This window comes from Herbiconiux sp. UC225_62, from assembly GCF_042694625.1.
GTDB lineage: Bacteria > Actinomycetota > Actinomycetes > Actinomycetales > Microbacteriaceae > Herbiconiux.
Map to the genome: position 1 here is coordinate 2,043,872 of NZ_CP170551.1, position 24,175 is coordinate 2,068,046.

Sequence of the window (24,175 nt, forward strand, 5' to 3'; positions counted from 1 at the left end):
CCCCCTGGTGTCGGTGTCGTCGTGTTCGCCTCCAAATGTAGGGGCTAGTGGGCGGGGGTCGGGGTGAGACCCGCCAGGACGGCGTCGAGGCCGGCGAGGCCCGGGGAGGCGAGGATGTCGGAGCCGATGCGCGCGCTCGCCTCCCGGTAGCGGGGCTCGGCGAGCACCTCGCGCACGGCGGCCCGGATGCGCTCGGGCGAGGGCTCGTTCGTCTTGAGGTTCACGCCGACGCCCGACCAGGCGACTCGCGCCGTGACCTCGACCTTGTCCTCGGTGGCCCCCGCCACCACGAGCGGAACGCCGTGCTCCATCGCGTAGTGCACGCCGCCGTAGCCGCCGTTCGTGAGGAACGCATCCGTCAGCGGAAGGAGCCGGTCGTACGGCAGGTACGTGGCGGCGCGCACGTTGGCGGGCAGCGGATGCGGAAGGGTGTTGAGCGGGCGGCCTCCGGTGCTCACCACCACCAGCGCGTCCTCGCCGGCCAGCCCGGCGATGGCGGGCGCGATGAGTTCGTCGTAGTTCTTGTTCGCCACGGTGCCCTGGGTGACGTGCACGACCGGGCGCGACCCGTCGAGCTCGCCCCACCACTCCGGCAGCGGGGTGGTCGAGGGCGCGGTGCGGGACACCGGTCCCACGAAGTGCACCGTCCGCGGCAGATCGCTCCGGGGGTACTCGAAAGCGGGCACCGTGAACTGCACGATCGCGTCGGCCAGCGCGGCCGAGCCGAGGAAGAAGGTGGTGAGCTCGCCTCCGGTGGTCTCGCGGATCATCCGCACCGCCTGCTCCTGCACCGGGCGGAACACCACCTTCTCGGCCATGGCCTTCAGCAGGCGGTTGCGCAGCCGGCCGCGAACACCCGGCAGAGGCGGGGCGCCGAAACCGAACGGCGCCGTGTCGCGGCTCTCGATGCCGAGCGGCACGATGCCGAGGTTGATGACGGGCGGGCGGGATGCCCCGGGTCGGGTGAGCAGGAACAGGGCGCCGATGAAGAGCGACTCGACCAGCACGGCGTCGGTGGCCTCGGCGGCGAGGGCGTCGTCGACGGCCGCGAGCTGAGCGGGGGCCGGGGCCAGGAAGATCGTGTTCATGTCGTAGCGGATGCCGGCCGGGCCCTTGAGTCCGACGCGGCCGGGGAAAGCGGCATCCATGTCGGTGTCGTCGTAGTCGGCTTCGGCCGGGAGGGGGAGGTAGGCGGCGCCCGTGGCCTCGACGGCGTTCCGGTAGCGGGCGCCGGTGAGGAAGCGCACGCGGTGGCCGGCGGCCACGAGGTGGCGGGCCACCGCGAGGAGCGGGGTGACGTGGCCGTGGACGGGGGTGCTGCAGAGCAGGAGTGAGGACATCGTAGGGAACTTTCCTGGAGGGGACCGAAGGGGGTTAAGCTTGGCTATACCGATGAAGTATTCACTACCCCTCTAGGAAAGTCAATATGCCCGACAGTCGAACGTCCGCCGTGCGCAGCTACAACTCGACGCTGCGAGCCGAACAGGCCGCCAACACCCGCCAGCGCATCCTCGACGCTGCGGCCGCCTGCTTCGCGCGCTCGGGATACGCCGGCACCTCGCTCGCCGACATCGCGAGCGAGGCCGGGGTGTCGGTGGAGACGGTGAAGTTGAGCGGTCCCAAGAGGTCGCTGCTGCTGGCCGCCTTCGAGCAGGCCTTCGCCGGCAGCGAGGGTCGCGAGACCATCGCCGAGCGCGACATCGGACAGGGCATCCAGCAACTCGACGACGAGGCGCTGGTGCCCGGCTTCGTGCATTTCGTGGCCGAGGCGAATCGGCGCACCAGCGGTCTCTGGGCGGGGTTCCTGAGTGCCGCGTCGTCCGATCCGCTCGTGAAGGAGGAGCTCGACGATCTGCTCGAGCGGCGCCGGGCCGACTTCCTGGCGTCGGTGGACGTTCTCGAAGGCCGCGGGATGGTGGGTCCCGGGCTCGACGACGGGGAGAGGCGTGAGCTTGCCGACATCCTCTCCTTCCTCGTCTCGCCGGAGAGCCACGAGCAGCTCGTGACCCAGTCCGGCTGGAGCAAGGAGCGCTACGAGGCCTGGCTCGTCGACGCGATCGCCCGCCTGGTGCTCGGCAGGCAGAGCGCCAGCAGCACTCCACCGAGCACGGCGCACCCCAGGTAGATCACGCCGATCGGCGTCTGGCTGTCGTCGGGGAGGGTGGCCGCCGCCCCCATCGTGACCGCGACGAAGAGGTAGCAGACGGCGCTCGTGAGTCCGCCGATGAGACCGAGGTTGCGGTCGAAGAGGCCGAGCGCGAGGCCGTAGGCCATTGGGCAGAGGGCGCCGCAGCCGAGCATCACGAAGACGCCGCCGAGCGTGATGAACAGGATGTCGGGACCGATCACGACCCCGCTCACGGTGAGGATGACCGCACCGACCGTGAACGACGCCAGGGCCGAGAAGCCCAGGAGTCGGGAGGAGATGCGGGTGGCCAGCGAGCCGGTCGCCAGCTCGCCGCCCAGGTTCGCGGCGCCCACGAGCAGGGCGATGCCGCCGTAGGCGGCGGGCGGCAGGCCGAGCTGTGTCTCGTAGAGCAGTGGTGCCACCACGCCGAAGAGCAGCTGGGCGCTCGCGAACACGGCGAACACCAGGGTCAGCCCCACGAACAGCTTGCGGCGGAGCGTGGTGCCGAGCACCCGCGCGATCAGACGCGGTCGGATCGGCTCCGCCTTGTCGGACGCGAGCGTCTCGGGCAGCAGTCGCCACACCACGAGGGCCGCGACGGCGGCCAGCGCCGCGATCAGCACGAAGATGCCGCGCCAGCTCACGAACTGCACGAGCAGTCCACCGATCGCGGGGGCGATCACGGGCGCCAGCCCCCAGGATGCGCCGAGCCAGCCGGAGAGCGCCGTCAACTCCCGCCCGCGGTGCGTGTCGGCGGCGATGGCGTAGACCACCACCATGCAGGCGCACGCCCCCAGGCCCTGCACGAACCGCAGGACGAGGAGCAGCCCGATGTCGGTGGTAGCGGCGATGCCGAGACTCGCCGCGAACAGCAGGGCGAGGCAGACCAGCAGCGTGGGTTTGCGCCCACGCGCGTCGGCGATGATGCCGACCGGCAGCAGCCCGATGCTCATGCCGAGCACATACGCCGACACCGAGTTCTGCACGAGGGTGGCGGATGCCCCGAACTCCCGGATCATGTCGGGGATAGCCGGGGTGTACACGTCGATCGGGAACTGGCTGAGCGGGATGACGCCCAGCAGGATGGCGATCAGCAGGCGGCGGTCGGGTGCTCGCGTGGTCGCCACGTCGTCGGTCATCGTGCCCCTCCCGCTCACCGTCGGGGTCAGTGTAGCGGCGGCGGTGCGCGCATCCTCAGTCCCCCATTGGGGAAGTCCGGGGGCCCGCGCTACGTTCGATTCCGAAGAGATCGCGTCCCCCGCGACCCGTTGAGAAGGGATCCCCCATGGCTCAGAAGGTTTGGTTCATCACCGGCGCATCGCGCGGGTTCGGCAAGGAGTGGGCCACCGCCGCTCTCGAGCGCGGCGACAGCGTGGCGGCCACCGCGCGCGACACGTCGACGCTCGCGGAGCTGGTCGACCGCTTCGGCGAGCGCATCCTGCCGCTCCAGCTCGACGTCACCGACCGCGAGGCCGACTTCGCCGCCGTGACGGAGGCGTTCAACTACTTCGGGCGACTCGACGTCGTGGTGAACAACGCCGGCTACGGTCACTTCGGCTTCATCGAGGAGATCACCGAGGAGGAGGCCCGCGCACAGCTGGAGACGAACCTGTTCGGCGCGCTGTGGATCACCCAGGCCGCCCTGCCCTTCCTCCGTGAGCAGGGGAGTGGGCACATCATCCAGGTCTCGTCGATCGGCGGCATCTCGGCGTTCCCGCTCGTGGGCATCTACCACGCGTCGAAGTGGGCGCTCGAGGGCTTCTCACAGGCGCTCGCGCAGGAGGTGGCCGGGTTCGGCGTGAAGGTGACGCTCGTGGAGCCCGGCGGCTTCAGCACCGACTGGGCGGGCTCGTCGTCGTCGACCTCCGAACCGCTCGAGGACTACGCCGAGGTGCACGAGCAGGTCGCGGCTGCCCGGCGCTCGCGGCTGGGGCAGGCCGGCGATCCCGCGGCGTCGGCCGCGGCGATCCTCCGGGTGGTCGATGCCGAGGAGCCGCCGCTGCGGGTGTTCTTCGGCACGGCGCCGCTGGGCATCGCGAAAGCGGACTACGCCTCGCGGATCGAGACCTGGGAGAAGTGGAACGACGTCTCCGAGCTCGCCCAGGGATAGGCGCACTCGGCCGGCCGGTCGCGCTGTTGACACGGCGCGCCGGTCGGGAGGATCGTGAAAGGCGTGGTGCCGCGAGGGGGGCGGATCGACCGACCGGATTCGCGCATCCTTCTGACCGTTGCGCGAAGTGGGAGGTAGCTCGTCATGGCTGTTCCGTTCAAAGGCGTGGTGAACGTCGACATCACGAAATCGACGCCGGACTGGGGTCCGTACGCCCAACCCGTCGCACCGGACGGTGCTCCGAACGTGCTCTACATCGTGCTCGACGACGTCGGGTTCTCGGCGATGGAGCCGTTCGGGGGTTTGATCCGCACGCCGAACATCAACCGGATCGCGGATCAGGGCCTGCTCTACTCGAACTTCCACACCACGGCTCTGTGCTCGCCGACGCGCTCCTGCCTGCTCACGGGCCGCAACCACACCACGAACAGCATGGCGAGCATCACCGAGGCTGCGGCCGGGTTCCCCAACTCCAGCGGGCACATCCCGTTCGAATGCGGCAACATCGCCGAGGTGCTGGGCGAGCGCGGGTGGAACACCTACGCCGTCGGCAAATGGCACCTCACCCCCGAAGACGAGATGAACCTGGCCTCCGTGCGCCGCCAGTGGCCACTGGGGCGCGGGTTCGAGCGGTTCTACGGCTTCCTCGGCGCCGAGACGAACCAGTGGTACCCCGATCTGGTGCACGACAACCACCCGGTGGAGCAGCCGTCGACGCCGGAGGAGGGCTATCACTTCAGCGTCGACATCACCGACAAGGCGCTCTCGTTCATCCGCGATGCGAAGGCCGTGGCGCCCGACAAGCCGTTCCTGCTCTACTACTGCCCCGGCGCCTGCCACGCACCGCACCACGCCCCGAAGGAGTGGTCGGACAAATACGCCGGAGTCTTCGACATGGGCTACGAGGCGTATCGGGAGCAGGTCTTCGAGCGGCAGAAGGAGCTCGGCCTGCTCCCCGAAGACGCGCAGCTCTCGCCCATCAACCCCTACATCGACCGCACCAGCGCTTCGGGGAAGCCTTGGCCCGAGCTCGACACCGTGCGTCCCTGGGACTCGTTGAACGACGACGAGAAGCGACTCTTCTCCCGCATGGCGGAGGTGTACGCCGGCTTCCTCAGCCACATGGACGACCAGATCGGCCGACTGCTCGACTACCTCGACGAGAGCGGCCAGCTCGAGAACACGATGATCGTGCTCGTCTCCGACAACGGCGCCTCCGGCGAGGGCGGACCGAACGGCTCGGTGAACGAGAACAAGCTCTTCAACGGCCTGCCCGACGAGATCGAGGACAACCTCGGCTTCCTCGACGTGCTCGGCAGCCCGCTCACGTACAACCACTACCCCACCGGCTGGGCGTGGGCGTTCAACACCCCCTTCAAGCTGTGGAAGAGGTACGCAAACTACGAGGGCGGCACGGCCGATCCGATGATCGTCTCCTGGCCGCAGCGGATCACCGAGCGCGGGGTGCGGCGGCAGTACACGCACGCCATCGACATCGTCCCCACCATCTACGAATGCCTGCAGATGGAGGCGCCCGAGGTGCTGAAGGGGTACACCCAATTCCCGCTGGAGGGCGTGCCGTTCACCGCGTCGTTCGACGACGCGTCGGCCGACACGGGCAAGGCGACGCAGTTCTACTCGATGGGCGGGACCCGCGCCATCTGGCACGCGGGATGGAAGGCGGCCGCCCTGTCTCCCGCGGCCCCGGATGCCTGGGCCGACTACGCCACGCAGGAGTGGGAGCTCTTCGACACCAGCACCGACCCCACCGAGTGCCATGACGTGTCGGCGGAGCATCCGGAGATCCTGCAAGAGCTCATCTCGCTCTGGTGGGCGCAGGCAGGTCAGTACAACGCGCTGCCGCTGGAGAATCGCGGGGTCGTGGAGATCCTCGGCACGGAACGGCCGCAGATCGCGCTGCCGCGAGACCGGTACGTGTACTACCCCGGCGGCTCGGAGGTGCCGGAGTCGGTGGCGCCCAACATCCGCAACCGCTCGTACACGATCGCCGTCGAGCTCGATCTCTCCCGGGCCGACGCGAACGGCGTGCTGTTCTCGCACGGCGCCCGCTTCGGCGGCCACGCCCTGTACCTCAAGGAGGGCCGGCTGAAGTACGTCTACAACTGGGTCGGGATGTTCGAGCAGATCGTCGAGTCGACCGAGCCGCTCGCGGTGGGCAGGTCGATCGTGTCGGCGAGCTTCGACATGCGGCCCGGGAGCCGGCCGGCCGAAGGAACGCTGACCTTGCGGGTGGGCGCGACCGAGGTGGGTTCGGCCACCATCAAGACGCAGCCCGGCAAGTTCTCGATCGCGGGCGAAGGGCTCAACGTGGGCAAGGACTCGGCCGAGCCCGTCACCGACGACTACGCGGGGACGTCGCCGTGGCCGCTGGAGGGCGGGACGATCTCGCGCGTGATCATCGACGTGAGCGGGGAGCCGTTCGTCGACCTCGCTCGGGAGGCGGCGATGGCGTTCGCGCGCGACTGATCACCGCAGCCGCGTCCGGCCGGCGAGGGTCGCCGGCCCGGCGCGCCCCGTCGGCCGCGCAGCCGGTCAGGCGCGCACCGAGCGGGCGGCCAGGGCGCGCCGCGTGTCGTCGCCCACGAGGTCGGCGTTGATCTGCGTGGCGACGGCGGCGCCCGAGGCGGCCGCCATGACCACGAGTGCGTGCGAAACGGCGGAGTTGCCGGCCACCCAGACACCGGGCACCGAGGTGGCACCGAACGGATCGGAGGCGACCCACTCACCCAGGGGCGTCTCGGCCCGATCGGCCCCGAGCCGGCGGAGCAGATCGTCGTTCGCCACCAGACGCGGCCCGACGAAGAGCCGGTCGAGGGGGAGCGTGGTGCCGTCGTCGAGCGTCAGCCCGGTGAGGACACCCTCGGCGTCTTCGAGTACGGCTGTCGCCGATCGCGGATCGATGCGGACGCCGCGCGCCTCCAGCCCGGCCCGCGTCTCCGGGTCGAGTTCGGCGGTGAGCGGGCCGACGAAGGTCACGTCGGACGACCACTGCCGCAGCAGGCTCGCCTGGTGCACGCTCATCGCCGAGGTGGCGAGCACGCCGATGCGCGAGTCGCGCGACTCCCAGCCGTCGCAGTACGGGCAGGCGACAGCCCCGCGCCCCCACTGGCCGGTGAGGCCCGGGAGGTCGGGGAGCTCGTCGCGCAGACCGGTGGCGATCACGAGTCGCCGGCTCGCGAGCATCCGCCCGTCGTCGACTTCCACGGTGAAGGCGCCGGCCTCGCCCGTCACGCCCACCGCCCGGCCGCTCACGATCTCGCCGCCGTAGCTGCGCACCTCGCCGCGGCCGATCTCGAGGAGCTCCAGCGGCGAGATCCCGTCGCGGCTGAGGAAGCCGTGCATGTGCGGGGCGAAGCGGTTGCGCGGCTCTCCCGAGTCGATCACGACCACGCGTCGGCGGGCGCGGGCGAGCACGAGGGCCGCGTTGAGTCCGGCAGCTCCGCCGCCGACGATGATGACATCCCAGGGTTCGTTGTCCATGACTCCACTGTCGCGCGGCGATTCGATTCGGCAAAGTGATGTGCTGAAATGGCAAGATGGAACGCGTGCCCCAGACGAACGCCGACGCATCCACCACGCAGAGCCGTGGCGCCCGCATCGGCGCGCGCCTCAAAGGAGCGCGCCTCGACCGCGACCTCACGCTGGCGGCACTCGCCGCCACCACCGGCATCTCGAGCAGCACCATCTCGCGCCTCGAGAGCGGCAAGCGGCAGCCCAACCTCGAGCTGCTCATCCCGCTGTCGGCGGCTCTCGAGGTGACGATCGACGAGCTGGTGTCGGATGCGGTGCCCGATCCGCGGGTGCGGCCCCGCATCTCGAAGCGGTGGGGCGCCGAGGTCGAGATGCTGTCGCGCGAGGGTTCGACGATGCAGACGGTGCGGATGGTGCTGCACCGGCGCGACGACGACACCGAGCTGCGCACCCACGAGGGCTTCGAGTGGCTCTACGTGCTCGACGGTCGGCTGCGGCTCCGGCTGGGGGAGCACGACATCGTGCTGAAACCCGGCGAGGCGGCGGAGTTCTCCACGCGGGTGCCGCACTGGCTGGGGAGCGCCGACGACCGGCCCGTGGAGATCATCGGCATCTTCAGTCGCGACGGGGAGCGCATCCACGTGCGGGCGCAGACCGAGCCCGATCGGCGCGCCGGGCGCTGAGCCCGCGGCTCAGCGCAGGAACGCCTGGAGTTCCGCCGCCATCACCTCCGGCGCCCACCCGTGGTTGGCCGCGTCGATCACCGCACTGCGCGCATCCGGAAGCGCGGCCACCAACGCCTCGGTGACCGGCGGGAAGATCGGCAGTGTCTGGCTCCCGTACATCACGAGGGTCGGCACCGTCACCCCCGCCCACTGTTCGGCCCAGGGTTCGTGCTGGGCGCGCTCGAGCACGGCAGCGTCGTATTCGAGCGTCGGTGCGTTCTGCACCATCACCGGCCACGCCGGGCTGCTCTTCGCTCCGGCCAGCCATTCGGGTGGCATGTCGGACATGTAGAACTCGACGGCGCCCTCGCGATCGCCGGCTCCGAGCCGCTCCTGCAGGCCGCGGAGCCAGACGCCGCCGTCGCCCTCTCCCTCGAGGTCGAGCGGGATCTCCCAGAGCGCGAGCTCGGACACCCCGATGTCGGCCGCGGCCGCCCAGAGGCAGAGGGCCGAGCCCGAGGAGTTGCCGAACAGGGCCGCCGATCCGCCGACGACCTCGATCAAGGCGGCGATGTCGTCGATCTCCCGCTCGATCGCGAACGGGAGGGTGTCGGAACTCTCGCCGCGGCCGCGTCGGTCGTAGTTGACGGTGGTGAAGCCGCGCTCGGCAAGCAGGTGCGCGAGCCGGGCCGTCGACGGATCGAAGGCCCGGAAGTTGAAGGCCGATGCCACGAAGATCACCGCGGGGCCGTCGCCTTCGCGGTCGTACGCGATCCGGGTGCCGTCGGCGGAGGTCACGAATTCGGACATCGGGGCTCCCTCGCTTGTGAACACCGTCCACATTGCCCGCGTGGAGGCGCGAAGTCAATCGCGGGCGTCGTCGACGACGGGCGGATTCCGGATGCGCGGCCTAGCCTCGGATCATGCCCTTCGACTCATCCGCTCCTCCTTCCGGCTCCCGCCCTGGCCGCGATCTTCGGTTCGAGGGCCGCATCGCCGGCTTCGGCACGACATCCGGCACCCGGATGGTGCTGGGGTTGTGGGACTCGTCGCCGTTCGGGCGCTTCGCCGACGCGATGATCGAGGATGCGCGGGGGCACCGCATCCTGCTCGCCCCGTCCGACGAGGTCGCCGCGTTCATCGCCGCGACCTACGCCTTCGACGAGGTGCGCGTGCTGCCGGTCGAGCGGCGTCGGATCGCGGGCGGACTCGCGCTCGACGCCCCCGGCCTCGCGGTTCGACTCCGGATCGGTCCGATCTCCCCACTCGGGCGGGTGCTGCGATCGGTGCCGCCGCGGCTCGCGACGCATCCGGGCTGGTTGCGGGCGATCGATCCGGTGGCGCGGAGGCTCCAGCCGGGTGTGCGCACGGCGGGCAGCGCCGGCGGGGGGCGACGGGAGTTCTACGGTGTCACGGTCGTGCGGAGGATCGTGTGGGCCGAGGCGCGCTTCGACGGGACCGACCTCGGGGGATTCGCCCAGCTCGACCCGCCGGTGCGGTTCGGCTTCGGGTCCGCGCCGCGGGAGCCGAGCCTGGTCGACGTGGTGACGACGATCCGGGAGCGCGCCTAGGGCGCCTTACGACCGGTCGGCGCTGTCGCCGGAGCCGGCGAACACGTAGACCCAGGCCTGCTCGCCCGAGTCGAGCGGAACCAGCACGCGGGCGTAGTCGTCGACCTCGTACTCGTCGGCGGCGAGCAGCTCGTCGACGGTGATCTCGAACACGGTGCCCGACACCGGAGCGGCGGCTGGATCCGGTACGAGAAGCGGATGCCGGTCGCTGCCGCTCGTGGCGATCACGGCCGGATCGGTGATGGTGAGCCAGTCGAGCCGGTACCCCACCACGGCCGCCTCGCGCCCGCCGAGCAGACGCCCGAACGTCGCGAGCTGCACCTCCGGCTGCCGCAACGTCCCATACGAGAACAGCAGCACCCCATCCGCCTCGTCTCTCTCGAGAGTCACGATGCCTTGTGCAAATACTCGACGAGGGCTTCGCGCATGATGTCGCTCGGGCGGCGACGCTCGCTGGCGGCGCGCGCGATCAGCAACTCGTCGAGCTCGCGCGTGAGACGCACCTGACGCTTGGGAGACGGGCCTTGTCCGACGCTCCCGTCGAGCGCGGGTCTGCCCAGTGCGCGATCGACGGCCGCTTCGGAGCCGAGCGCATCACTCAGCAGCGCCCGGCCCGCGCCCGGCCCGGTGCTGCGGTGCACGCGTGCACCTGGCGCCAGGTCGAAATCGGGCGCGCCGACCTCTGCGCTCATTCTGGATGCGCGCTCCTCGTCCTCGTGGATCGAATCGGGTCGTGCTGTCATGAGAGCGCTCCTTCGGCGCGATCGATGATCTTCTGCCGCGCCGGCATCACGTGGAATATGAAGATCGTCGCGGGTGGGGTGGGTTCAGCGAAGACTTCAAGCAACTGCGACCCGTCTCGGGAAGGGCCGATGAACAAATTTGTCACCTCACGCTCTTGTAGTACAGAAACCTTTCACAACGATTACTCAATTATGCGATGGGCGACTGATCAGCCGTACATCAGTGAGGCGATGACGGGGTAGATGACGGCGCCGAGCGTGCCGAGGAGGCCTGCTGCGCCGAGTGCCAGGCCGGCGGAGGCGAGGGCCTTCGGTGAGCCGGGTCTGCTGATGGCGACGAGGCCGAGGATCACCGCGGCCAGTGCCGTGAGGCCCACGAGAACGGTCTGCACGAGCGAGACGGCTGCGTAGTCGCTGGGCGCACCCGACGCGAAGACCGCCGCCTGGATGAACAGGAACAGGAAGCCGAGCACCGGCCCTACCGCCCCGAGGAGGAGCGAGGCGAGACCGAGGGGGTTGCGTGCGCCGGCGCCCGCGGTCGGCTGGGGGCCGGGCGCGCTGGGCGGGTTCGGTCCGTAGCCGGGATGGCGCGGGGGTGCGCCGGCGGGAGGTGTCGCACCGTAGCCAGGGTGGGGCTGCTGCGCGGGCGGGTAGGTGCCCGGTGCGCCGTACTGCGGTTGGTAGGGCGCCGGCGCCGGCTGCGCGAAGGCGGGATTCGGCGCCTGGTACGGCGGGTACGCGGGCTGGCCCTGCGGGGCGGCGGGCTGACTCCCCGGGTAGGCGGGCTGCTCCGGCGGGGTGGCGGACTGCCCCTGTGGGTACGGCGGGGTGACGGGCTGGTCGGGCGGCGGCTGGCTCACGTGGTCTCCCTCGGCAGACGGACAACTGCCCCCATCCTGTCGCGATCCGGCGGCGGGCGGAGGGTGAATATTCCGACGCGGCGGATGCTCGACCCCGGTCAACCGGCGCGATCGACCGCCACGGCACCCGGGTCGGGCACTATCGGTTCGGGCGAACCCAGTGCCGCCTCTCGCTCGAGCTTCACGAACACGACGCCCGCCACGATCAGCGCACCACCCACGCCTTGCAGCAGCGTGGGCACCTCGCCGAGCAGCAGCCACGACAGCAACACCGCGAACAGCACCTCCACGAGGCCGACGAACGAGGCCACCCGCGATCCGAGCCGTACGGTGCCGAGGATGCCGGCGAGATACGCGAACGCCGTGGCCACGAGCACCACGATGCCCATCGGCACCATCCACGAGACCTCGCCCACCACGGGCAGGGCGACGTCGGCGAACGACATCGTGAACGGCAGCAGCCCGGTCGCACCGACGAGGCCGAGTCCGGCCGCGCCCACGAGCAGTCCGACGCTCACGAGCGTCACGGGCGGCAGCCCGTTCGACGGCAGGGCGGAGATCAGGTAGTACCCGGCGAGGCACACGGCGGCCGCCAACGCGAACACCACGCCCAGCACGTCGAGCCCGCCTGCCCCCGACGGGTTGATCACGAGCACGAGCCCGGCGATGCTGAGCACCGCTCCGATGATCGTCAGCAGGGCAGGAGGGATGCGCGTGCGCGCCCACGCGAGCAGCACGAGCAGGATCGGGGCCGAGTACTCGATGAGCAACGCGATGCCCACCGGCATCCGCCCGATCGCGGCGAAGTAGAACACCTGGGCGCCGATCACCGCGACGAAACCGTAGCCGAGCACAAGCTTCCAAGAGGCCAGGAGTAGCCGGTACCGACCGCGCAGCGCGAGCAGTGCCGGGATCAGCAGCACCAGCCCGCCCGCCCCCGCGCGCACGGCGACGGCCGCCACCGGCGACCATCCGGCGTCGAGCAACGGCTTCACGAAGGGACCGCTGGTGCCGAAAGCCGCTGCCGCGGCGAGCGCGAAGACGAGTCCTGAGGCGCGGTGCGAGGCTCCGGGCAGCGCGGCGCCACGGGTGGCGCGGGGTGCGCGCGAAGCGGCGGCGGAGCTCATCGGGCATCCTTCGTGTCAGGAGTGAATGCGGTTACGCTAGTGACACTATCGATCCGAGTTGTCAGGAGTCAACATGCTCTTTGCCTATGACACTGAGGCGACGCTCGCGTTCGCAGCCGCGCTGGTGAACACGGGCGAGGGCGCGTCGAACTCCCGCGACGACGAGCTCGCCGACGTCGCGGCGCTCGAAGAGCTGCTCGAGGAGCACGAGTACTCGGGCCGGCGCGATCGGGACGACGCCGAGCTCCAGGAGGTGAGGGCTCTGCGGGCCGAGTTCCGGCGCTTCTGGGAGGTCGATCGCGACACCGCCGTGGGCCTGGTCAACGGCATCCTGCGCGACTCGAACGCCCTCCCGCAGCTCGTGCGGCACGGTGATTGGGACTGGCACCTGCATGCGACCGAGGCCGATGCGCCGTTGGCCACCCGGATGCGTGTGGAGGTGGCCATGGCATTCATCGACGTCATCCGCACCGACGAATTCGACCGCCTCCATGAGTGCGCGGCCGACGACTGCGCGGCTGTGCTCGTCGACCTCTCCCGTAACCGCTCGAAGCGCTATTGCGATGTCGGCAACTGCGGCAACCGCATGAACGTGATGGCCTATCGAAAGCGCCGCGCGGGCTGACTCCTACAGGAGCTTGCGCAAGGTGCGCAGGTTGCGCGTCGTGGTGGCCGACGTGAAGCGCGACTTCGCCAAGAACTTGGCCAGCGCCGTGTCGAGGCTGTGGCCCTTCGGAACCTCCCAGTAGACGACGCGCTCATCGCGGACCCGCGCCCTCTCGGCGGGCTCGCCGGATGGGTCGAGCCCGTCGATGAAGGCGCCGATCTCGGCGGTGACGGCGGGGTCGGACGAGAAGACGACGTAGGGCTGCCGTTCGTCGACCTCGTCGTACGGAAAATCCTCGACGATTCCCGCGAGATCCGAGTGCTCGACCAGCACGATCCAGGCCTCGTACCCGAAACGATCCCGCAGCCCCGCCTCGATCGCGGACTTGACGGCGGCCGCGCCCTTCGCGGAGTCGGCCGGCGCATCCGTCTCGAAGAGCACGTTGCCCGAGGCGAGCACCGTCTTCACGCCGTCGAACCGCAGCGACCGGAAGACGTCGGCGAGGTCGGCGCTCGTGATGGTGATGCCTCCGACGTTCACTCCGCGGAGGAGAGCTGCGAAACGCGTCATGAGGCAACGCTACGCGACCGTGCTTCAATGAAGACGACACTAGGGGGAACCGTGCGCCGCATCACCGATCGCTGCTTCCAGCTCGACCACTCGAGGGGAGCCAACGGCTACGTGGTGGTGGGCGAGGGCCGGGCCGCCGTGATCGACCCCGGTCTCGCATCCGGGTTCGCCAAACTCGTGACCGAACTGCGCGATTCCGAATCGCAGACCGGACCCGTGACCGACATCGTGCTCACCCACTACGACCCCGACCACGCGGGTGCCGCCGCCCGCCTGCAGCGCGAACTCGACGTGCCGGTGTGGATCGGCGCCGCGGATGCCGCGATCCTCCGCGGTGAGAAGGAGGCGCCGTCGGGCGTGCGCCGCGTCATGAACGCTCTGTCGCGCGTGAAGAACCCCGCCGAGGTGCGCGAGCTGTCGACGCCCACGGGGGAGCCCCATCGTGAGAGTGAGATCTTCCCGGGTTTGGTCGTCATCCCGACCCCAGGGCACACCCCCGGCCATGTGGCCCTGCAGTGGGGGCCGGTGCTGTTCGTGGGCGACTCCGTGAGCGTCGCGAAGAACGGCACCCTGAAGCAGTTCTCGATGGGCCCGCTGATCAGCGACAAGTCGCTCGCGGTCGCCAGCGAGGCCGTGTTGAACGAGCGGATCGCCGCCACCGACGTCGAGTGGATCTGCGCCGGCCACAACCCGCCCACCCGCGTCACCCGCACCTCCGCGGCGTAGCACCCCGCGCCGCAGCATCGATCCGCACGTTCTGGCGCTACCGCCCCGCGAGGTAGCGCCAGAACGCGCGGATCAGCGCTGGTGGGTCAGTACGAGGTCGGTGCCGTCGGAGCGCACCTCCACGAAGCCGAGCCGCCGGGCCAGGGCGAGGGAGGGGGCGTTGCGGGCATCCGTCACGGCCGTCACCCGGCGGGCCCCGACCACGTCGTAGGCGAACGCGAGGAGGGCCTCGGTGGCCTCGGTGGCGTAGCCGTGACCGCCGGACCGCGGATGCAGCACCCATCCGATCTCCACGGAGCGCGACGCCGCCGCCACAGTACGCAGGTGCAGGGAGACATCGCCGATGAGGCCGCCGTCCCGCTCGATGGCGAGGGCCAAGAAGTCGTCCTTCTGCCAGAGCCGGGTGTGGCGGGTGCGGTCGCGCAGGTGTCGCGCCGAGCCCCGGGCGTCGCGCTCCGGCCAGGGCAGGAACTCCCGCACGGCGGGCTCCGACTGGAGAGCGAACCAGTCGGCGGCATCCGACATCCGGTGCGGTCGCAGCAGCAGGCGGGACGTGCGGATGTCGCGAGCGTCGAACGGGATCTCGGTGCGTTCGCCGCGCACCAGGCGCGGTCGGCGCACGCCCGCCGACGCCAGGCGATCGCGGATGCGTCGCAGCATGGGAGGGCGGGCCGACGCGAGTTCGTGGCGCACCGGTGCCCAGCGGGCCGGGTGGTCGAGGGCTCTCGGGTGAGTCATGCGGTGACCGTACGCGCGCCCCTCAGGTGAGCGGTGTGGAAACATTTGAGGTCTCTATGAATCCGCATCGATCCGTGGAGTTCCACGAGGGGGGAGGCGACCATGGAAACGTGGCCGACTCTCCGCTCTCCGACGAACTCGTGACGTCGGGGCGCCGTCGCGCCGTTCTGGCGAAGCTGCCGCGCATGTACCGGGCCGACGGATCGGCCATCCGCGTGCTCCTGGTCGACGACGAGGTGGTGCTCACCAGCCTCGTGAGCTTGGCCCTCGCCTACGAGGGCTGGGTGGTCGACATCGCCCACGACGGCGCCACCGCGCTGCAGAAATACCGCGACGAGCGGCCGGATGTCGTTGTGCTCGACATCATGCTGCCCGACACCGACGGCATCCGTCTGCTCCGGCAGCTGCGCGAGGTGGAGCAGAGTTCGCCCACCCTATTCCTCACCGCCCGCGACTCGGTCGACGACCGGATCGTCGGCCTCACCGCCGGCGGCGACGACTACATGACCAAGCCGTTCAGCCTCGAGGAGCTCGTGGCGCGCCTGCGCGGTCTGCTGCGCCGGTCGATCACCACGAGTTCCGACGAGGACTCGCGGATCGTGGTGGGCGACCTGCTGCTCGACGAGACGAGCTACGAGGTCAACCGCGGCGGCGACGCCATCCAGCTCACCACCACCGAGTTCGAGCTGCTGCGCTACCTCATGCGCAACCCGCGCCGCGTGCTCTCGCGGGCGCAGATCCTCGACCGGGTGTGGAACTACGACTTCGCCGGCAAGGCGTCGATCGTCGACCTCTACGTGTCGTACCTGCGCAAGAAGATCGACGTGGGCCGGCCCTCGATGATCCACACGGTGCGCGGGGTCGGCTATGTGCTGAGGCCCGCCGAATGACGCCCGTCGAGACGGGTTCCGGTGGGCGCGGCGCCGCCGGCGCCCGGTCCGGACGAGCGCGGCGTCCGTGGACGCTACGGTCGCGGCTCGTGGTGGGTGTGAGCGCGGTCGTCGCGGGCGTGCTGGTCGCGATCGGTATCGCGAGCATCCTCATCCTGAACGCCACGGTCACGCGCGTCGTCGACACGCAGCTGACCGGATCGCTGTCGTCGTTCGCCTTCTCGGTGGAGAAGTACCGCTACGGCAACTTCCAGAGTCTCGACGGTCTGCGGCACATCGATCCTCATCCCGAGAAGCCGTTCGCCGAGTACACGGGGAACGGGCCGGGCTCCGTGGTCGCTCTCATCGACGACGGCACCGTGGTCGACTCCGCGCGCTTCACCGACGGGGATGCGACCGCGCTACCGCCCTCGGTCGTCGAGCAGCTCGAAGCGGATGCGCTCACCGACGGCGCGCGCGAGACCATCGCTCTCGACGGTCTCGGCAGCTACCGCATCGCCACCGAGACCGACAGCCGAGGTGCCCTGCTCGTGACGGGGGTCTCGATGGCCGCCGCCGAAGCCTCCGCGGCGCAGCAGACCGCGACCATGGTCGTGCTGGCCCTCGTGGCGATCGTCATCATTGGATTCGGGGTGATCGTGATCGTGCGACTCGCGCTCCGCCCGCTCGAGCGGGTCGCGGCCACCGCCGCCGACGTGGCCGCGATGCCGCTCGATCGCGGCGAGGTGGCCATCACCACCCGGATGCAGGAGTCGGACACCGATCCGCGCACCGAGGTGGGGCAGGTGGGCGAGGCGCTCAACCACCTGCTGGCGCACGTGGATGACGCGCTCGCGGTGCGGGCGGCGACCGACAAACGGATGCGGCGCTTCGTCACCGACGCGAGTCACGAACTACGCACCCCGCTCGCCGCGATCCAGGGCTATGCCGAACTCACCCGGCAGCAGAGCGCCGAACTGCCGGAGATGACGGAATACGCGCTCGCGCGGATCGAGTCGGAGGCGCAGCGCATGAACTCCCTGGTGAGCGACCTCCTCCTGCTGGCGCGGCTCGACGAGGGGCAGGACCTGCACCTCGACGACGTCGATCTCGGCGAGATCGTGGTGAACGCGGTGAGCGACGCGAAGGCATCGGCCCCCGGTCATCGCTGGACGGTCGACGTTCCGGATGCCCCGGCTCGAGTGCACGCCGACCGGGAGCGGATGCATCAGCTCGTGCTGAACCTGCTGTCCAACGCGGCCGTGCACACGCCCGAGGGCACGGCGGTTTCGGCCCGGGTGGCGTTCGTGCAGCAGGCGCCGGGCGGCACCGACGACGTCGTGGTGGAGCTGAAGGTGGCCGACGACGGGCCCGGCATCGCGCCCGAACTCGTGCCGGAGCTCTTCGAGCGCTTCGCCCGCGGCGACTCCTCGCGGTCCCGCCGGGCGGGCAGCACGGGCCTGGGGCTCGCGATCGTGGCGTCCATCGTCGAAGCGCACGCGGGCGCGATCGAGGTCGCGTCGACTCCGGCCGGCACCACGTTCACGGTGCGCTTGGCCTGCGCGGAGCCGACCATCTCGTCCCCATCTCCCGCGCGCGAAAGCGCAGCGCCGATCGATGGCGCCGTCAGCCCCTCCGAGCCGACTCGCGTCTGATCCGCCTCCCCGCGTCATTTCGGGAGGAGGAAACGCGAACGACCCCCGTATACGGCCTTCGTTCGCGTTTCCTCCTCCCGAAACAGACGTCTCCGGGCAGGTGCACCTGTGCGGTGCGACGCCTACCGGTTCTGGGACGCCCTGTTCCGCGCCGCGTGGGCCGTGCGGATCATCACCGTCACCAGCACCACCGCGATCGCCGTGACGAGAGCGACGGATGCGACGAGCGGCGACACGAGCTCGCCCGAGATGCGGGAGACGGCGACCCACACCAACCCCCACGCCAGCGAGGCGGTCGGTGCCAGCCGCCCGGCGTCGTAGACGGCGAGAGCCAGCCCGGCGAGACCGGCGACGATGACGATCGCAACGCCCCAGGCATCCGGAGACCAGCCGAAGCCGTCGAAACCGGCGACCATCAGGCCCGCGGTGAGGTTCGCGGCGGTCGCCACACACACCCAGCCGAGGTAGAGGCCCACCGTCCCGTCGACCACGATCGACTCGACCCACGGCTGTCCACTTCGCCGGGTGCGCACCACGAGGACGAACGTCACGAGGAGAGCCGCCAGCAGAACGACGATCACCACGGCGCTGACCGCGAGCAGGCCGGCTTGCACGCTCAAGATCCAGGCGGCGTTCAGTAGCAGCGTCACCGCGATCGGGTAGCCCAGTCGGCGCTGGCGCGCGCTCGCGGTCTGGCGTGGAAGGAACTGCCAGACGGCGTAGGCGAGGAGGCCGGCGTAGATGACGCTCCAGATGGAGAACGCCGGGCCGGCGGGGGCGATGAGGGTCGCGTCGGCGCTCAGGGCTCCGCCCGCGGCATCCTGGATCGGCGTTCCCCCGGCCGCCCCCGAGCCGACGAACGACCCGATCACGGCGACGACGGCGCTGGCGGCGACCACCACCTGCCGAACGCGGTCGGCGGGAAGGGGCGTGGTCGTGGCGACGCTGCTGGTCATCGTTCTCTCCTCGGTCGGGTGGATCGATTTCGCTAAACAGCTTAGCTAATTCGTCCGCCGGGCGCTCCGGAGTGCGATGACGGGCTGCGCGACCGCTTGCCGCTAGCGTGAAACCATGTCGTCGTCAGATTCCCCGGCTGCCCCTGACTCCACCCCGGTCCAGCGCGGCCTCAGTGCTGCCAAGCGCGCCGTGACCGGGCCGAACAAGCCCGCTCTCATCGTGTCGCTGCTGGTCTCGCTCTTCGCCGCGCTGTTCGTGACCTCCTACAGCCTCGCGATGAGCAATCCGCAGCCGCACGACGTGCCGATCGGCATCGTCTCCGACACGGTGACGGCGGCGCAGTTGCAGCAGGGGATCGAGAACGTCGAGGGTGCATCGTTCGTGGTGGACTCCTATCCGTCGGTCGAAGTGGCGAAGGAGGCGATCGACCAGCAGGAGATCTACGCTGCCCTGGTCACCGGCAGTGGCAAGAGCGCCGACCTCTACATCTCCAGCGCGTCCGGCGCGTCCATCGCGAAGCTCATCGACGCGGATGCCACGGAGCTCGGCCAGAAGGTGGGCGCGAGCATCAGGGTCACCGACCTGCATCCGCTGAGCCCGAGCGATCCGAGTGGACTCGTGCTCTTCTACCTCGCGCTCGCCGCGACGATCATCGGCTTCGTCGGAGCCATCCAGACCCGGGTGAACGCTGCCGGACTAACCCTCGGCGGCGAACTGCTCTGGGACGCCGGGCGCGCGATCCTGGTCGGTCTCGTCATCACGCTCACCACCGGACCGATCTTCGGGTTCGAGACCTTCCCGATCGTGCCCGTGTGGGGCGTGCTGTCGTGCTCGGTGTTCGTCGCGGGCGCGGTGTACAGCTTCTGGCGCGTGGTGATCGGCGGGAGATGGGCGCTCGTGCCCACCTGGGCGCTCTTCATCCTCATCAGCAATCCCTCGTCGGGTGGGGCCGTGGCGCCGCAACTGCTGCCGCCGTTCTACGAATTCATGGGGCGCTGGATGCCCACCGGAGCGACCGTGCGCGCGTTGCGCGACCTCACCTACTTCCCCGACTTCCCGCACGCGGAGCCCTACCTCGTACTGGGCGGCTGGTTGGTCGCCGCGACGGGCGCCTTCGTGATCGCCCGCTCGATCAAGTACGGCCCCGGCCGCATCCCCGCCCCGGCTCCCGACCCCAAGCCCGAGCCGGTCGCCGCCGCGTCCGCGGCCCCGGCGTCGTAGCGGTACGGTGGAAGCCGCGCGGGGGCGCGGAGGGGGAGACATGGACACACGAACGGATGCCGCGGATGCCGCGGATGCCGACGCGGGCGGAGGGTGGGCGCCGCCGACCGGGACACCGGTGACCGATACCGCTGCCGGCACTGGCGCTATCCCTGTGAGCGGGGTCGGGCGGCCGCCGCTGCCAGCACCCCGATCGGCTCCTGGGCAGCCGGCGCCCCGCAACGAGGTCGCCCGGTGGGCTCGCATCTGCGCCATCGTTTCCGTGCTGTTCAACCCGCTGCTGCTCGTGAGCATCGCGGCCATCGTGCTCGGAATCGTCGGCCTGCACCGTTCGGACCACCCGCCGTTCGCGGGCCGATTCGATTCAGGTCGGCGTCAGGCCATGACGGGGATCGGCATCGGTGTCTTCGGCCTGATCTTGGGGATCACCGTGCCGGCGCTCTTCATCGCCTGGACCGTGTCGCGTCTGCCCTGACGCGAAGCAAACACCCTCGAGGACGACCACCTCCGTCCTGAGTGCCGATGCATTGAGCATGATTCATTAAATGAGATACGCTCAGAGAATGACTTGGATTCGTGCTGCCGCCACCGGGCTGGGAATCGTCATTGCTGTCCTGGCAACGGTAGGCGTGACGGATGTCGCAACCGCAGCTCCTCCGGCTCCCGGCCAGACCCAGCTGGTCAGCGTCTCGAACACGATGCCTCCGGTCGAGGGGAGCAGGGATTCGCGCAATCCGAGCATTTCGGCCGACGGCCGTTATGTCGCGTTCGAGTCTGCGGCAACGAACCTGTCCACTAGTCCGACGACGACCTGGCAGGTCTATGTCCGAGACACCGTGAGCGGATCGACTCAGCTCGTGAGTGCGACGAGCGCAGGTGTGGCCGGCGACGGTGACTCGCAGCACCCGTCCATCTCCGATGATGGCAGCCGGATCGTTTACGTCTCGACTGCGCCGAACCTCAACCCGAGCGGCATCCCGCAGGCGATGCTGTGGTCGCGGGAGACGGGCACGAGTCGCGTGGTCAGCCTCGGTGGCGGCGAGCCCCCCAGTCGCGCGAATGCGACGGTGAATCATCCAGTGATCTCCGGTGACGGAACGACGGTCGCCTTCGCGACTTCGGCGACGAACCTCACCAGCGACGACACCCGCGGAGTGATCCAGGTGTTCTCTCGCTACCTTCCCTCTAATGACACGCGGTTGGTCAGTGTTGACCTCACTGGTCCCGTCGGCCACGGCTCGCCCAGCGATGCGACGTCTCCATCGATCTCCGAATCGGGCAGCGTCATCGCGTTCGTCTCGAAGGCGCGTCTGATGTCGGACGCTCCCGATCCGAGCGGTCGGTCGCAGGTCTACGTGTACGGCCGGGGCGCGTTCGCCATGGTGTCGGTCGACCAGGCGGGCACGGGGGCAGCAGAGAGCGACGCGGGTTCGCCGTCGCTCTCGCGCGATGGACTGATGGTCGCGTTCGCCAGCGCCTCGGGCAATCTCACCAGCGACCCCACGGGTAGTCACCGGCAGATCTTCGTCCGTGACCTCGGTCATAAGGCCACGCGGCTCGCCAGCTACAACGACAAGGGCACGGCAGGAGTGAACTCCGACTGCTACAACCCTTCACTCTCTCGCTACGGCGATGACCTCGCCTTCGAGAGTGCGGCGACAGATCTCCTTTCCCCTGCCGTGAACGGTCAATGGCAGGTCTTCGTGCGGCATCTGAGCTCGGGAAAGACGGTACTCGCAAGCAGCACCCCTACTGGTAACGGGGGAGACGGCACGTCCGCCTACCCCGCGCTGGCGAACAGTGGCGGGAGCGTCGCACTGGTATCGACTTCAACCGACCTCGTGGCTGGAGCCTCGGGAGTCTCGTCCCAGGTGTACGTCCGCAACCTCGACGAGCAGCCGCGTGTCGACCGGATCGACGGCGCCGATCGGTTCGCGGTCGCAGCCGCGGTATCGAAGTCCGCCTTCGCTCCGCACGCGCCCGTGGCCTACGTGGCGTCAGGGACCGTGTTCGCCGACGCACTTTCCGGGTCGGCCGTGGCCGGCGCTCAGGGCGGCCCCGTGCTGCTTGTCACCAAAGACTCCATCCCGGCCGTGATCGGAGCCGAGCTGACGAGGCTTCAACCTGAGCGCATCGTCGTGCTCGGTGGCACTGTGACCGTCAGTGCCGCCGTCGAGTCCGCCCTTGCCGCCTACTCCCCGAAGGTCGAGAGAATCGCTGCGCCCGATCGTTTCCAGCTCTCAGCCGCGATTTCATCCACCGTCTACTGGTTCAGCGGCATCGGCGATGTGGTCATCGCGTCGGGAACCGGGTTTCCCGACGCACTGGCCGGCTCGGCCGCCGCCGGGCTGCTCGGCGCCCCGGTGCTGTTGGTAACAAAGGATGCCGTGCCGCCCGCCGTGGCGGCGGAGCTGAAACGGCTCAAGGCCAGAAGGATCCGCGTTCTAGGCGGCACGGACACGATCTCGGAGTCGGTGATGACTTCGCTGAAGGAGTTCGATCCGAACGCGACGAGGATCGCCGGTGCGGATCGCTTCACCGTGTCGGCGAACATCTCCCAGGCGTTGTTCACTGCCCCGAGAGACTCGCTCACGGCCTACGTCGCATCCGGCGTCACGTTCCCCGATGCGTTGTCCGGGTCGGCGGCCGCTATCCGGACAGGCTCGCCCGTCCTGCTGGTGAGCACCGACAGTGTGCCCGAATCGGTGAAGGCGGAACTAGACCGCCTGAAGCCCCATCGCATCGTCATCCTCGGCGGGCGCAACAGCGTCACGGATGCCGTCCAGCGAGAGCTCGAGAAGCACCTCGCACCTGCCGAATGAGCCGACTCCTTCAGGTGGCGCGCTTGCGCGCTCGCCGAGCCATCTCGACAAGTACGATCCTTTCGACCGTGGTCACGACCTCGTAGTGGTGACCTCCTGGAAACGGGAGAACGCCTCGGTCTTACGGCGCTCCAGGATGCGGTCTGCGCCGCGATGCAGGTCGACGAGCCCCATGTGCACGAACCAATCGTCGGGCGTCGAGAGGTCGTTGCGCCACAGCCAGTCGACCAGGGTGAAGAACGGGAACCAGGTGTAGCCGACCACCGGCATCCCCTCGGCCCGCAGTGCGTCGACCTCGGCGATGGATTCACCCAGCCACTCCACCCGCGACTCCACCGAGCCGCCGCGAGACGTCTCCGTCACGGCGAGGGGGAGTTGATAGCGCTCGGAGTAGAGGGTGAGCAACTCACGCAACCCGGTCGTTCCCGCCTCGACGGGCACGGTGGCGCCGTCGACGTACTCGACCGTCGTGAAGCCCGGGTAGTAGTTCACTCCGACGACATCCGGCGTCACGGCGTTGGCCCGGAACCACGCGAAGTCGGCGTCGGTGACACCGTGCTCCACGAGGTAGTCGTGCAGCGGATGCGCGTCGTCGACCCGGCCCATGGTGAGGTCGAGCGAGAGGAAGCGGCGTTCGAGCAGGATGTCGAGGGGCACCGGTGTCTCGTCGCCCTCCCAGCGGAAGCCGGCGTCGACCGACACGATGCGGGCATCCGGATTCACGCCGAGGATCTCCTGCTGGGTGCGCACCATTCCGCGGGTGAGCGCGATCATGAGCTTCACGAAGCCGTCCTGGCCCGAGAGGTAGGGCGGCCAGGTCGCGGTCTCGCCGCAGTAGATGGCGTTGATCACGGGCTCGTTGAGGGGAGTGAAGTCATTCCAGACGCCCTTGTACCGCTCGGCGACGGCGCGGGCGTACGACGCGATGCGCTCGGGGTAGGAGGCGTTGAGGAACTCGTTCTCGAGCCACAGCGGTGTTCCGTAGTGCATGAGGTCGACCACCACGCGCAGGCCGATCTCCTGGGTGTAGGCGACGACCTGGTCGAGCCAGCGCCAGTCGAACTCGCCCGGCCGCGGCTCGACGAGGAACCACGGGATGCCCCAGCGCAAGAACTCCGCGCCCGATTCCGCGGCGAGTGCGAGGTCTTCGCGCCAGTGCTCGTAGTGCTGGGTGAGTTCGTACTCGTCGAGCCGGCGCTGGCCGATGCGCTCCTGGGGCACGAAGGTGTCTTCGATGCCCACACCGAAGTGCAGCGAGCCGTCGTTCATCCAATGCTGTGCGGACACGGCATCCTTTCTGGTGGGTTCAGTGGT

The 24,175-nt window shown here is 69.6% G+C and carries 24 protein-coding genes; 12 read left to right on the top strand and 12 right to left on the bottom strand.

Annotated elements, in window-relative coordinates; genetic code table 11:
* Positions 1-44: 44 nt before the first annotated feature.
* On the bottom strand, positions 45-1,340 hold the full coding sequence (locus tag ACFJGU_RS09865; protein ID WP_382309899.1) for a glycosyltransferase: 1,296 nt from the start codon (positions 1,338-1,340) through the stop codon (positions 45-47).
* An 86-nt stretch (positions 1,341-1,426) separates the two neighbouring features.
* Between ACFJGU_RS09865 and ACFJGU_RS09870 the strand changes: the two genes are divergently transcribed.
* A complete protein-coding gene (locus ACFJGU_RS09870; RefSeq protein ID WP_382309901.1) occupies positions 1,427-2,125 on the top strand; it encodes a TetR/AcrR family transcriptional regulator in 699 nt (232 codons plus the stop codon).
* Here ACFJGU_RS09870 and ACFJGU_RS09875 read toward each other — a convergent pair.
* Positions 2,032-3,267 (bottom strand): multidrug effflux MFS transporter, encoded by a 1,236-nt coding sequence (locus ACFJGU_RS09875; protein ID WP_382309902.1) that lies wholly within the window; start codon positions 3,265-3,267, stop codon positions 2,032-2,034. The two genes, ACFJGU_RS09870 and ACFJGU_RS09875, sit on opposite strands and share 94 nt — an antisense overlap.
* A 146-nt stretch (positions 3,268-3,413) precedes the next feature.
* Between ACFJGU_RS09875 and ACFJGU_RS09880 the strand changes: the two genes are divergently transcribed.
* Both ACFJGU_RS09880 and ACFJGU_RS09885 read left to right on the top strand, forming a co-directional pair.
* Complete coding sequence (locus ACFJGU_RS09880) at positions 3,414-4,238, top strand: SDR family oxidoreductase (RefSeq protein ID WP_382309904.1); 825 nt, start codon at positions 3,414-3,416, stop codon at positions 4,236-4,238.
* A gap of 144 nt (positions 4,239-4,382) precedes the next feature.
* Complete coding sequence (locus tag ACFJGU_RS09885) at positions 4,383-6,725, top strand: arylsulfatase (RefSeq protein ID WP_382309906.1); 2,343 nt, start codon at positions 4,383-4,385, stop codon at positions 6,723-6,725.
* A 66-nt stretch (positions 6,726-6,791) separates the two neighbouring features.
* Here ACFJGU_RS09885 and ACFJGU_RS09890 read toward each other — a convergent pair whose 3' ends face one another.
* The gene (locus ACFJGU_RS09890) at positions 6,792-7,739 is read right to left on the bottom strand and encodes an NAD(P)/FAD-dependent oxidoreductase (RefSeq protein ID WP_382309908.1); all 948 of its coding nucleotides are present in this window, start codon (positions 7,737-7,739) and stop codon (positions 6,792-6,794) included.
* Positions 7,740-7,804: 65 nt separating this feature from the next.
* Here ACFJGU_RS09890 and ACFJGU_RS09895 point away from each other — a divergent pair, with 65 nt between their 5' ends.
* Complete coding sequence (locus ACFJGU_RS09895; protein ID WP_382309910.1) at positions 7,805-8,413, top strand: helix-turn-helix domain-containing protein; 609 nt, start codon at positions 7,805-7,807, stop codon at positions 8,411-8,413.
* Positions 8,414-8,422: 9 nt separating this feature from the next.
* Here ACFJGU_RS09895 and ACFJGU_RS09900 read toward each other — a convergent pair whose 3' ends face one another.
* On the bottom strand, positions 8,423-9,205 hold the full coding sequence (locus tag ACFJGU_RS09900; protein WP_382309912.1) for an alpha/beta fold hydrolase: 783 nt from the start codon (positions 9,203-9,205) through the stop codon (positions 8,423-8,425).
* A 113-nt stretch (positions 9,206-9,318) separates the two neighbouring features.
* On the opposite strand from ACFJGU_RS09900, the gene ACFJGU_RS09905 reads away from it, so the two are divergent.
* Positions 9,319-9,966: a hypothetical protein gene (locus ACFJGU_RS09905; protein WP_382309914.1), complete on the top strand. Its 648-nt coding sequence runs from the start codon at positions 9,319-9,321 to the stop codon at positions 9,964-9,966.
* A gap of 6 nt (positions 9,967-9,972) precedes the next feature.
* On the opposite strand, the gene ACFJGU_RS09910 is transcribed toward ACFJGU_RS09905, so the two are convergent.
* The 4 genes from ACFJGU_RS09910 to ACFJGU_RS09925 form a co-directional block, all read right to left on the bottom strand.
* On the bottom strand, positions 9,973-10,356 hold the full coding sequence (locus ACFJGU_RS09910) for a gamma-glutamylcyclotransferase family protein (protein ID WP_382309916.1): 384 nt from the start codon (positions 10,354-10,356) through the stop codon (positions 9,973-9,975).
* Entirely contained in the window at positions 10,353-10,709 is a 357-nt protein-coding gene (locus tag ACFJGU_RS09915) for a hypothetical protein (RefSeq protein WP_382309918.1), read from the bottom strand. Before ACFJGU_RS09915 ends, ACFJGU_RS09910 begins: the two co-directional genes overlap by 4 nt.
* Positions 10,710-10,918: 209 nt before the next feature.
* The gene (locus tag ACFJGU_RS09920; RefSeq protein WP_382309920.1) at positions 10,919-11,569 is read right to left on the bottom strand and encodes a hypothetical protein; all 651 of its coding nucleotides are present in this window, start codon (positions 11,567-11,569) and stop codon (positions 10,919-10,921) included.
* A gap of 98 nt (positions 11,570-11,667) precedes the next feature.
* The gene (locus ACFJGU_RS09925; RefSeq protein ID WP_382309922.1) at positions 11,668-12,696 is read right to left on the bottom strand and encodes a DMT family transporter; all 1,029 of its coding nucleotides are present in this window, start codon (positions 12,694-12,696) and stop codon (positions 11,668-11,670) included.
* A 73-nt stretch (positions 12,697-12,769) separates the two neighbouring features.
* Between ACFJGU_RS09925 and ACFJGU_RS09930 the strand changes: the two genes are divergently transcribed.
* Complete coding sequence (locus ACFJGU_RS09930) at positions 12,770-13,321, top strand: CGNR zinc finger domain-containing protein (protein ID WP_382309923.1); 552 nt, start codon at positions 12,770-12,772, stop codon at positions 13,319-13,321.
* A gap of 3 nt (positions 13,322-13,324) precedes the next feature.
* Here the strand turns inward: ACFJGU_RS09930 and ACFJGU_RS09935 are convergent, their stop codons facing one another.
* On the bottom strand, positions 13,325-13,873 hold the full coding sequence (locus ACFJGU_RS09935) for a DUF1697 domain-containing protein (protein WP_382309925.1): 549 nt from the start codon (positions 13,871-13,873) through the stop codon (positions 13,325-13,327).
* A gap of 27 nt (positions 13,874-13,900) precedes the next feature.
* Here ACFJGU_RS09935 and ACFJGU_RS09940 point away from each other — a divergent pair, with 27 nt between their 5' ends.
* Positions 13,901-14,599 (top strand): MBL fold metallo-hydrolase, encoded by a 699-nt coding sequence (locus ACFJGU_RS09940; protein WP_382309927.1) that lies wholly within the window; start codon positions 13,901-13,903, stop codon positions 14,597-14,599.
* 72 nt (positions 14,600-14,671) lie between these two features.
* Here ACFJGU_RS09940 and ACFJGU_RS09945 read toward each other — a convergent pair whose 3' ends face one another.
* Positions 14,672-15,337 (bottom strand): GNAT family N-acetyltransferase, encoded by a 666-nt coding sequence (locus tag ACFJGU_RS09945; RefSeq protein WP_382309929.1) that lies wholly within the window; start codon positions 15,335-15,337, stop codon positions 14,672-14,674.
* A 185-nt stretch (positions 15,338-15,522) separates the two neighbouring features.
* Here ACFJGU_RS09945 and ACFJGU_RS09950 point away from each other — a divergent pair, with 185 nt between their 5' ends.
* Positions 15,523-16,227, top strand: a complete 705-nt coding sequence (locus tag ACFJGU_RS09950) for a response regulator transcription factor (protein WP_382310328.1) — start codon at positions 15,523-15,525, stop codon at positions 16,225-16,227.
* Positions 16,224-17,861: a sensor histidine kinase gene (locus ACFJGU_RS09955; RefSeq protein WP_382309931.1), complete on the top strand. Its 1,638-nt coding sequence runs from the start codon at positions 16,224-16,226 to the stop codon at positions 17,859-17,861. Before ACFJGU_RS09950 ends, ACFJGU_RS09955 begins: the two co-directional genes overlap by 4 nt.
* A gap of 122 nt (positions 17,862-17,983) precedes the next feature.
* On the opposite strand, the gene ACFJGU_RS09960 is transcribed toward ACFJGU_RS09955, so the two are convergent.
* Complete coding sequence (locus ACFJGU_RS09960) at positions 17,984-18,817, bottom strand: TspO/MBR family protein (RefSeq protein ID WP_382309932.1); 834 nt, start codon at positions 18,815-18,817, stop codon at positions 17,984-17,986.
* Between the two features lie 115 nt (positions 18,818-18,932).
* Between ACFJGU_RS09960 and ACFJGU_RS09965 the strand changes: the two genes are divergently transcribed.
* The 3 genes from ACFJGU_RS09965 to ACFJGU_RS09975 all read left to right on the top strand — a co-directional run bounded on the left by ACFJGU_RS09965 (position 18,933) and on the right by ACFJGU_RS09975 (position 22,861).
* Positions 18,933-20,039 (top strand): hypothetical protein, encoded by a 1,107-nt coding sequence (locus ACFJGU_RS09965; RefSeq protein WP_382309934.1) that lies wholly within the window; start codon positions 18,933-18,935, stop codon positions 20,037-20,039.
* Positions 20,040-20,079: 40 nt separating this feature from the next.
* Positions 20,080-20,514: a DUF4190 domain-containing protein gene (locus tag ACFJGU_RS09970; RefSeq protein WP_382309936.1), complete on the top strand. Its 435-nt coding sequence runs from the start codon at positions 20,080-20,082 to the stop codon at positions 20,512-20,514.
* 382 nt (positions 20,515-20,896) lie between these two features.
* Positions 20,897-22,861, top strand: coding sequence for a cell wall-binding repeat-containing protein (locus tag ACFJGU_RS09975; protein ID WP_382309938.1), 1,965 nt, complete (start codon positions 20,897-20,899; stop codon positions 22,859-22,861).
* A 72-nt stretch (positions 22,862-22,933) separates the two neighbouring features.
* On the opposite strand, the gene ACFJGU_RS09980 is transcribed toward ACFJGU_RS09975, so the two are convergent.
* Complete coding sequence (locus ACFJGU_RS09980) at positions 22,934-24,148, bottom strand: family 1 glycosylhydrolase (RefSeq protein ID WP_382309940.1); 1,215 nt, start codon at positions 24,146-24,148, stop codon at positions 22,934-22,936.
* Positions 24,149-24,175: the final 27 nt, after the last annotated feature.

What these genes read in the sequence shown, in the direction of transcription:
- ACFJGU_RS09865 (WP_382309899.1), bottom strand. Translation starts at nt 1,340, where the DNA reads ATGTCCTCACTCCTGCTCTGCAGCACCCCCGTCCACGGCCACGTCACC.
- ACFJGU_RS09870 (WP_382309901.1), top strand. Translation starts at nt 1,427, where the DNA reads ATGCCCGACAGTCGAACGTCCGCCGTGCGCAGCTACAACTCGACGCTG.
- ACFJGU_RS09875 (WP_382309902.1), bottom strand. Translation starts at nt 3,267, where the DNA reads ATGACCGACGACGTGGCGACCACGCGAGCACCCGACCGCCGCCTGCTG.
- ACFJGU_RS09880 (WP_382309904.1), top strand. Translation starts at nt 3,414, where the DNA reads ATGGCTCAGAAGGTTTGGTTCATCACCGGCGCATCGCGCGGGTTCGGC.
- ACFJGU_RS09885 (WP_382309906.1), top strand. Translation starts at nt 4,383, where the DNA reads ATGGCTGTTCCGTTCAAAGGCGTGGTGAACGTCGACATCACGAAATCG.
- ACFJGU_RS09890 (WP_382309908.1), bottom strand. Translation starts at nt 7,739, where the DNA reads ATGGACAACGAACCCTGGGATGTCATCATCGTCGGCGGCGGAGCTGCC.
- ACFJGU_RS09900 (WP_382309912.1), bottom strand. Translation starts at nt 9,205, where the DNA reads ATGTCCGAATTCGTGACCTCCGCCGACGGCACCCGGATCGCGTACGAC.
- ACFJGU_RS09905 (WP_382309914.1), top strand. Translation starts at nt 9,319, where the DNA reads ATGCCCTTCGACTCATCCGCTCCTCCTTCCGGCTCCCGCCCTGGCCGC.
- ACFJGU_RS09915 (WP_382309918.1), bottom strand. Translation starts at nt 10,709, where the DNA reads ATGACAGCACGACCCGATTCGATCCACGAGGACGAGGAGCGCGCATCC.
- ACFJGU_RS09925 (WP_382309922.1), bottom strand. Translation starts at nt 12,696, where the DNA reads ATGAGCTCCGCCGCCGCTTCGCGCGCACCCCGCGCCACCCGTGGCGCC.
- ACFJGU_RS09930 (WP_382309923.1), top strand. Translation starts at nt 12,770, where the DNA reads ATGCTCTTTGCCTATGACACTGAGGCGACGCTCGCGTTCGCAGCCGCG.
- ACFJGU_RS09935 (WP_382309925.1), bottom strand. Translation starts at nt 13,873, where the DNA reads ATGACGCGTTTCGCAGCTCTCCTCCGCGGAGTGAACGTCGGAGGCATC.
- ACFJGU_RS09940 (WP_382309927.1), top strand. Translation starts at nt 13,901, where the DNA reads ATGAAGACGACACTAGGGGGAACCGTGCGCCGCATCACCGATCGCTGC.
- ACFJGU_RS09945 (WP_382309929.1), bottom strand. Translation starts at nt 15,337, where the DNA reads ATGACTCACCCGAGAGCCCTCGACCACCCGGCCCGCTGGGCACCGGTG.
- ACFJGU_RS09950 (WP_382310328.1), top strand. Translation starts at nt 15,523, where the DNA reads ATGTACCGGGCCGACGGATCGGCCATCCGCGTGCTCCTGGTCGACGAC.
- ACFJGU_RS09955 (WP_382309931.1), top strand. Translation starts at nt 16,224, where the DNA reads ATGACGCCCGTCGAGACGGGTTCCGGTGGGCGCGGCGCCGCCGGCGCC.
- ACFJGU_RS09960 (WP_382309932.1), bottom strand. Translation starts at nt 18,817, where the DNA reads ATGACCAGCAGCGTCGCCACGACCACGCCCCTTCCCGCCGACCGCGTT.
- ACFJGU_RS09965 (WP_382309934.1), top strand. Translation starts at nt 18,933, where the DNA reads ATGTCGTCGTCAGATTCCCCGGCTGCCCCTGACTCCACCCCGGTCCAG.
- ACFJGU_RS09970 (WP_382309936.1), top strand. Translation starts at nt 20,080, where the DNA reads ATGGACACACGAACGGATGCCGCGGATGCCGCGGATGCCGACGCGGGC.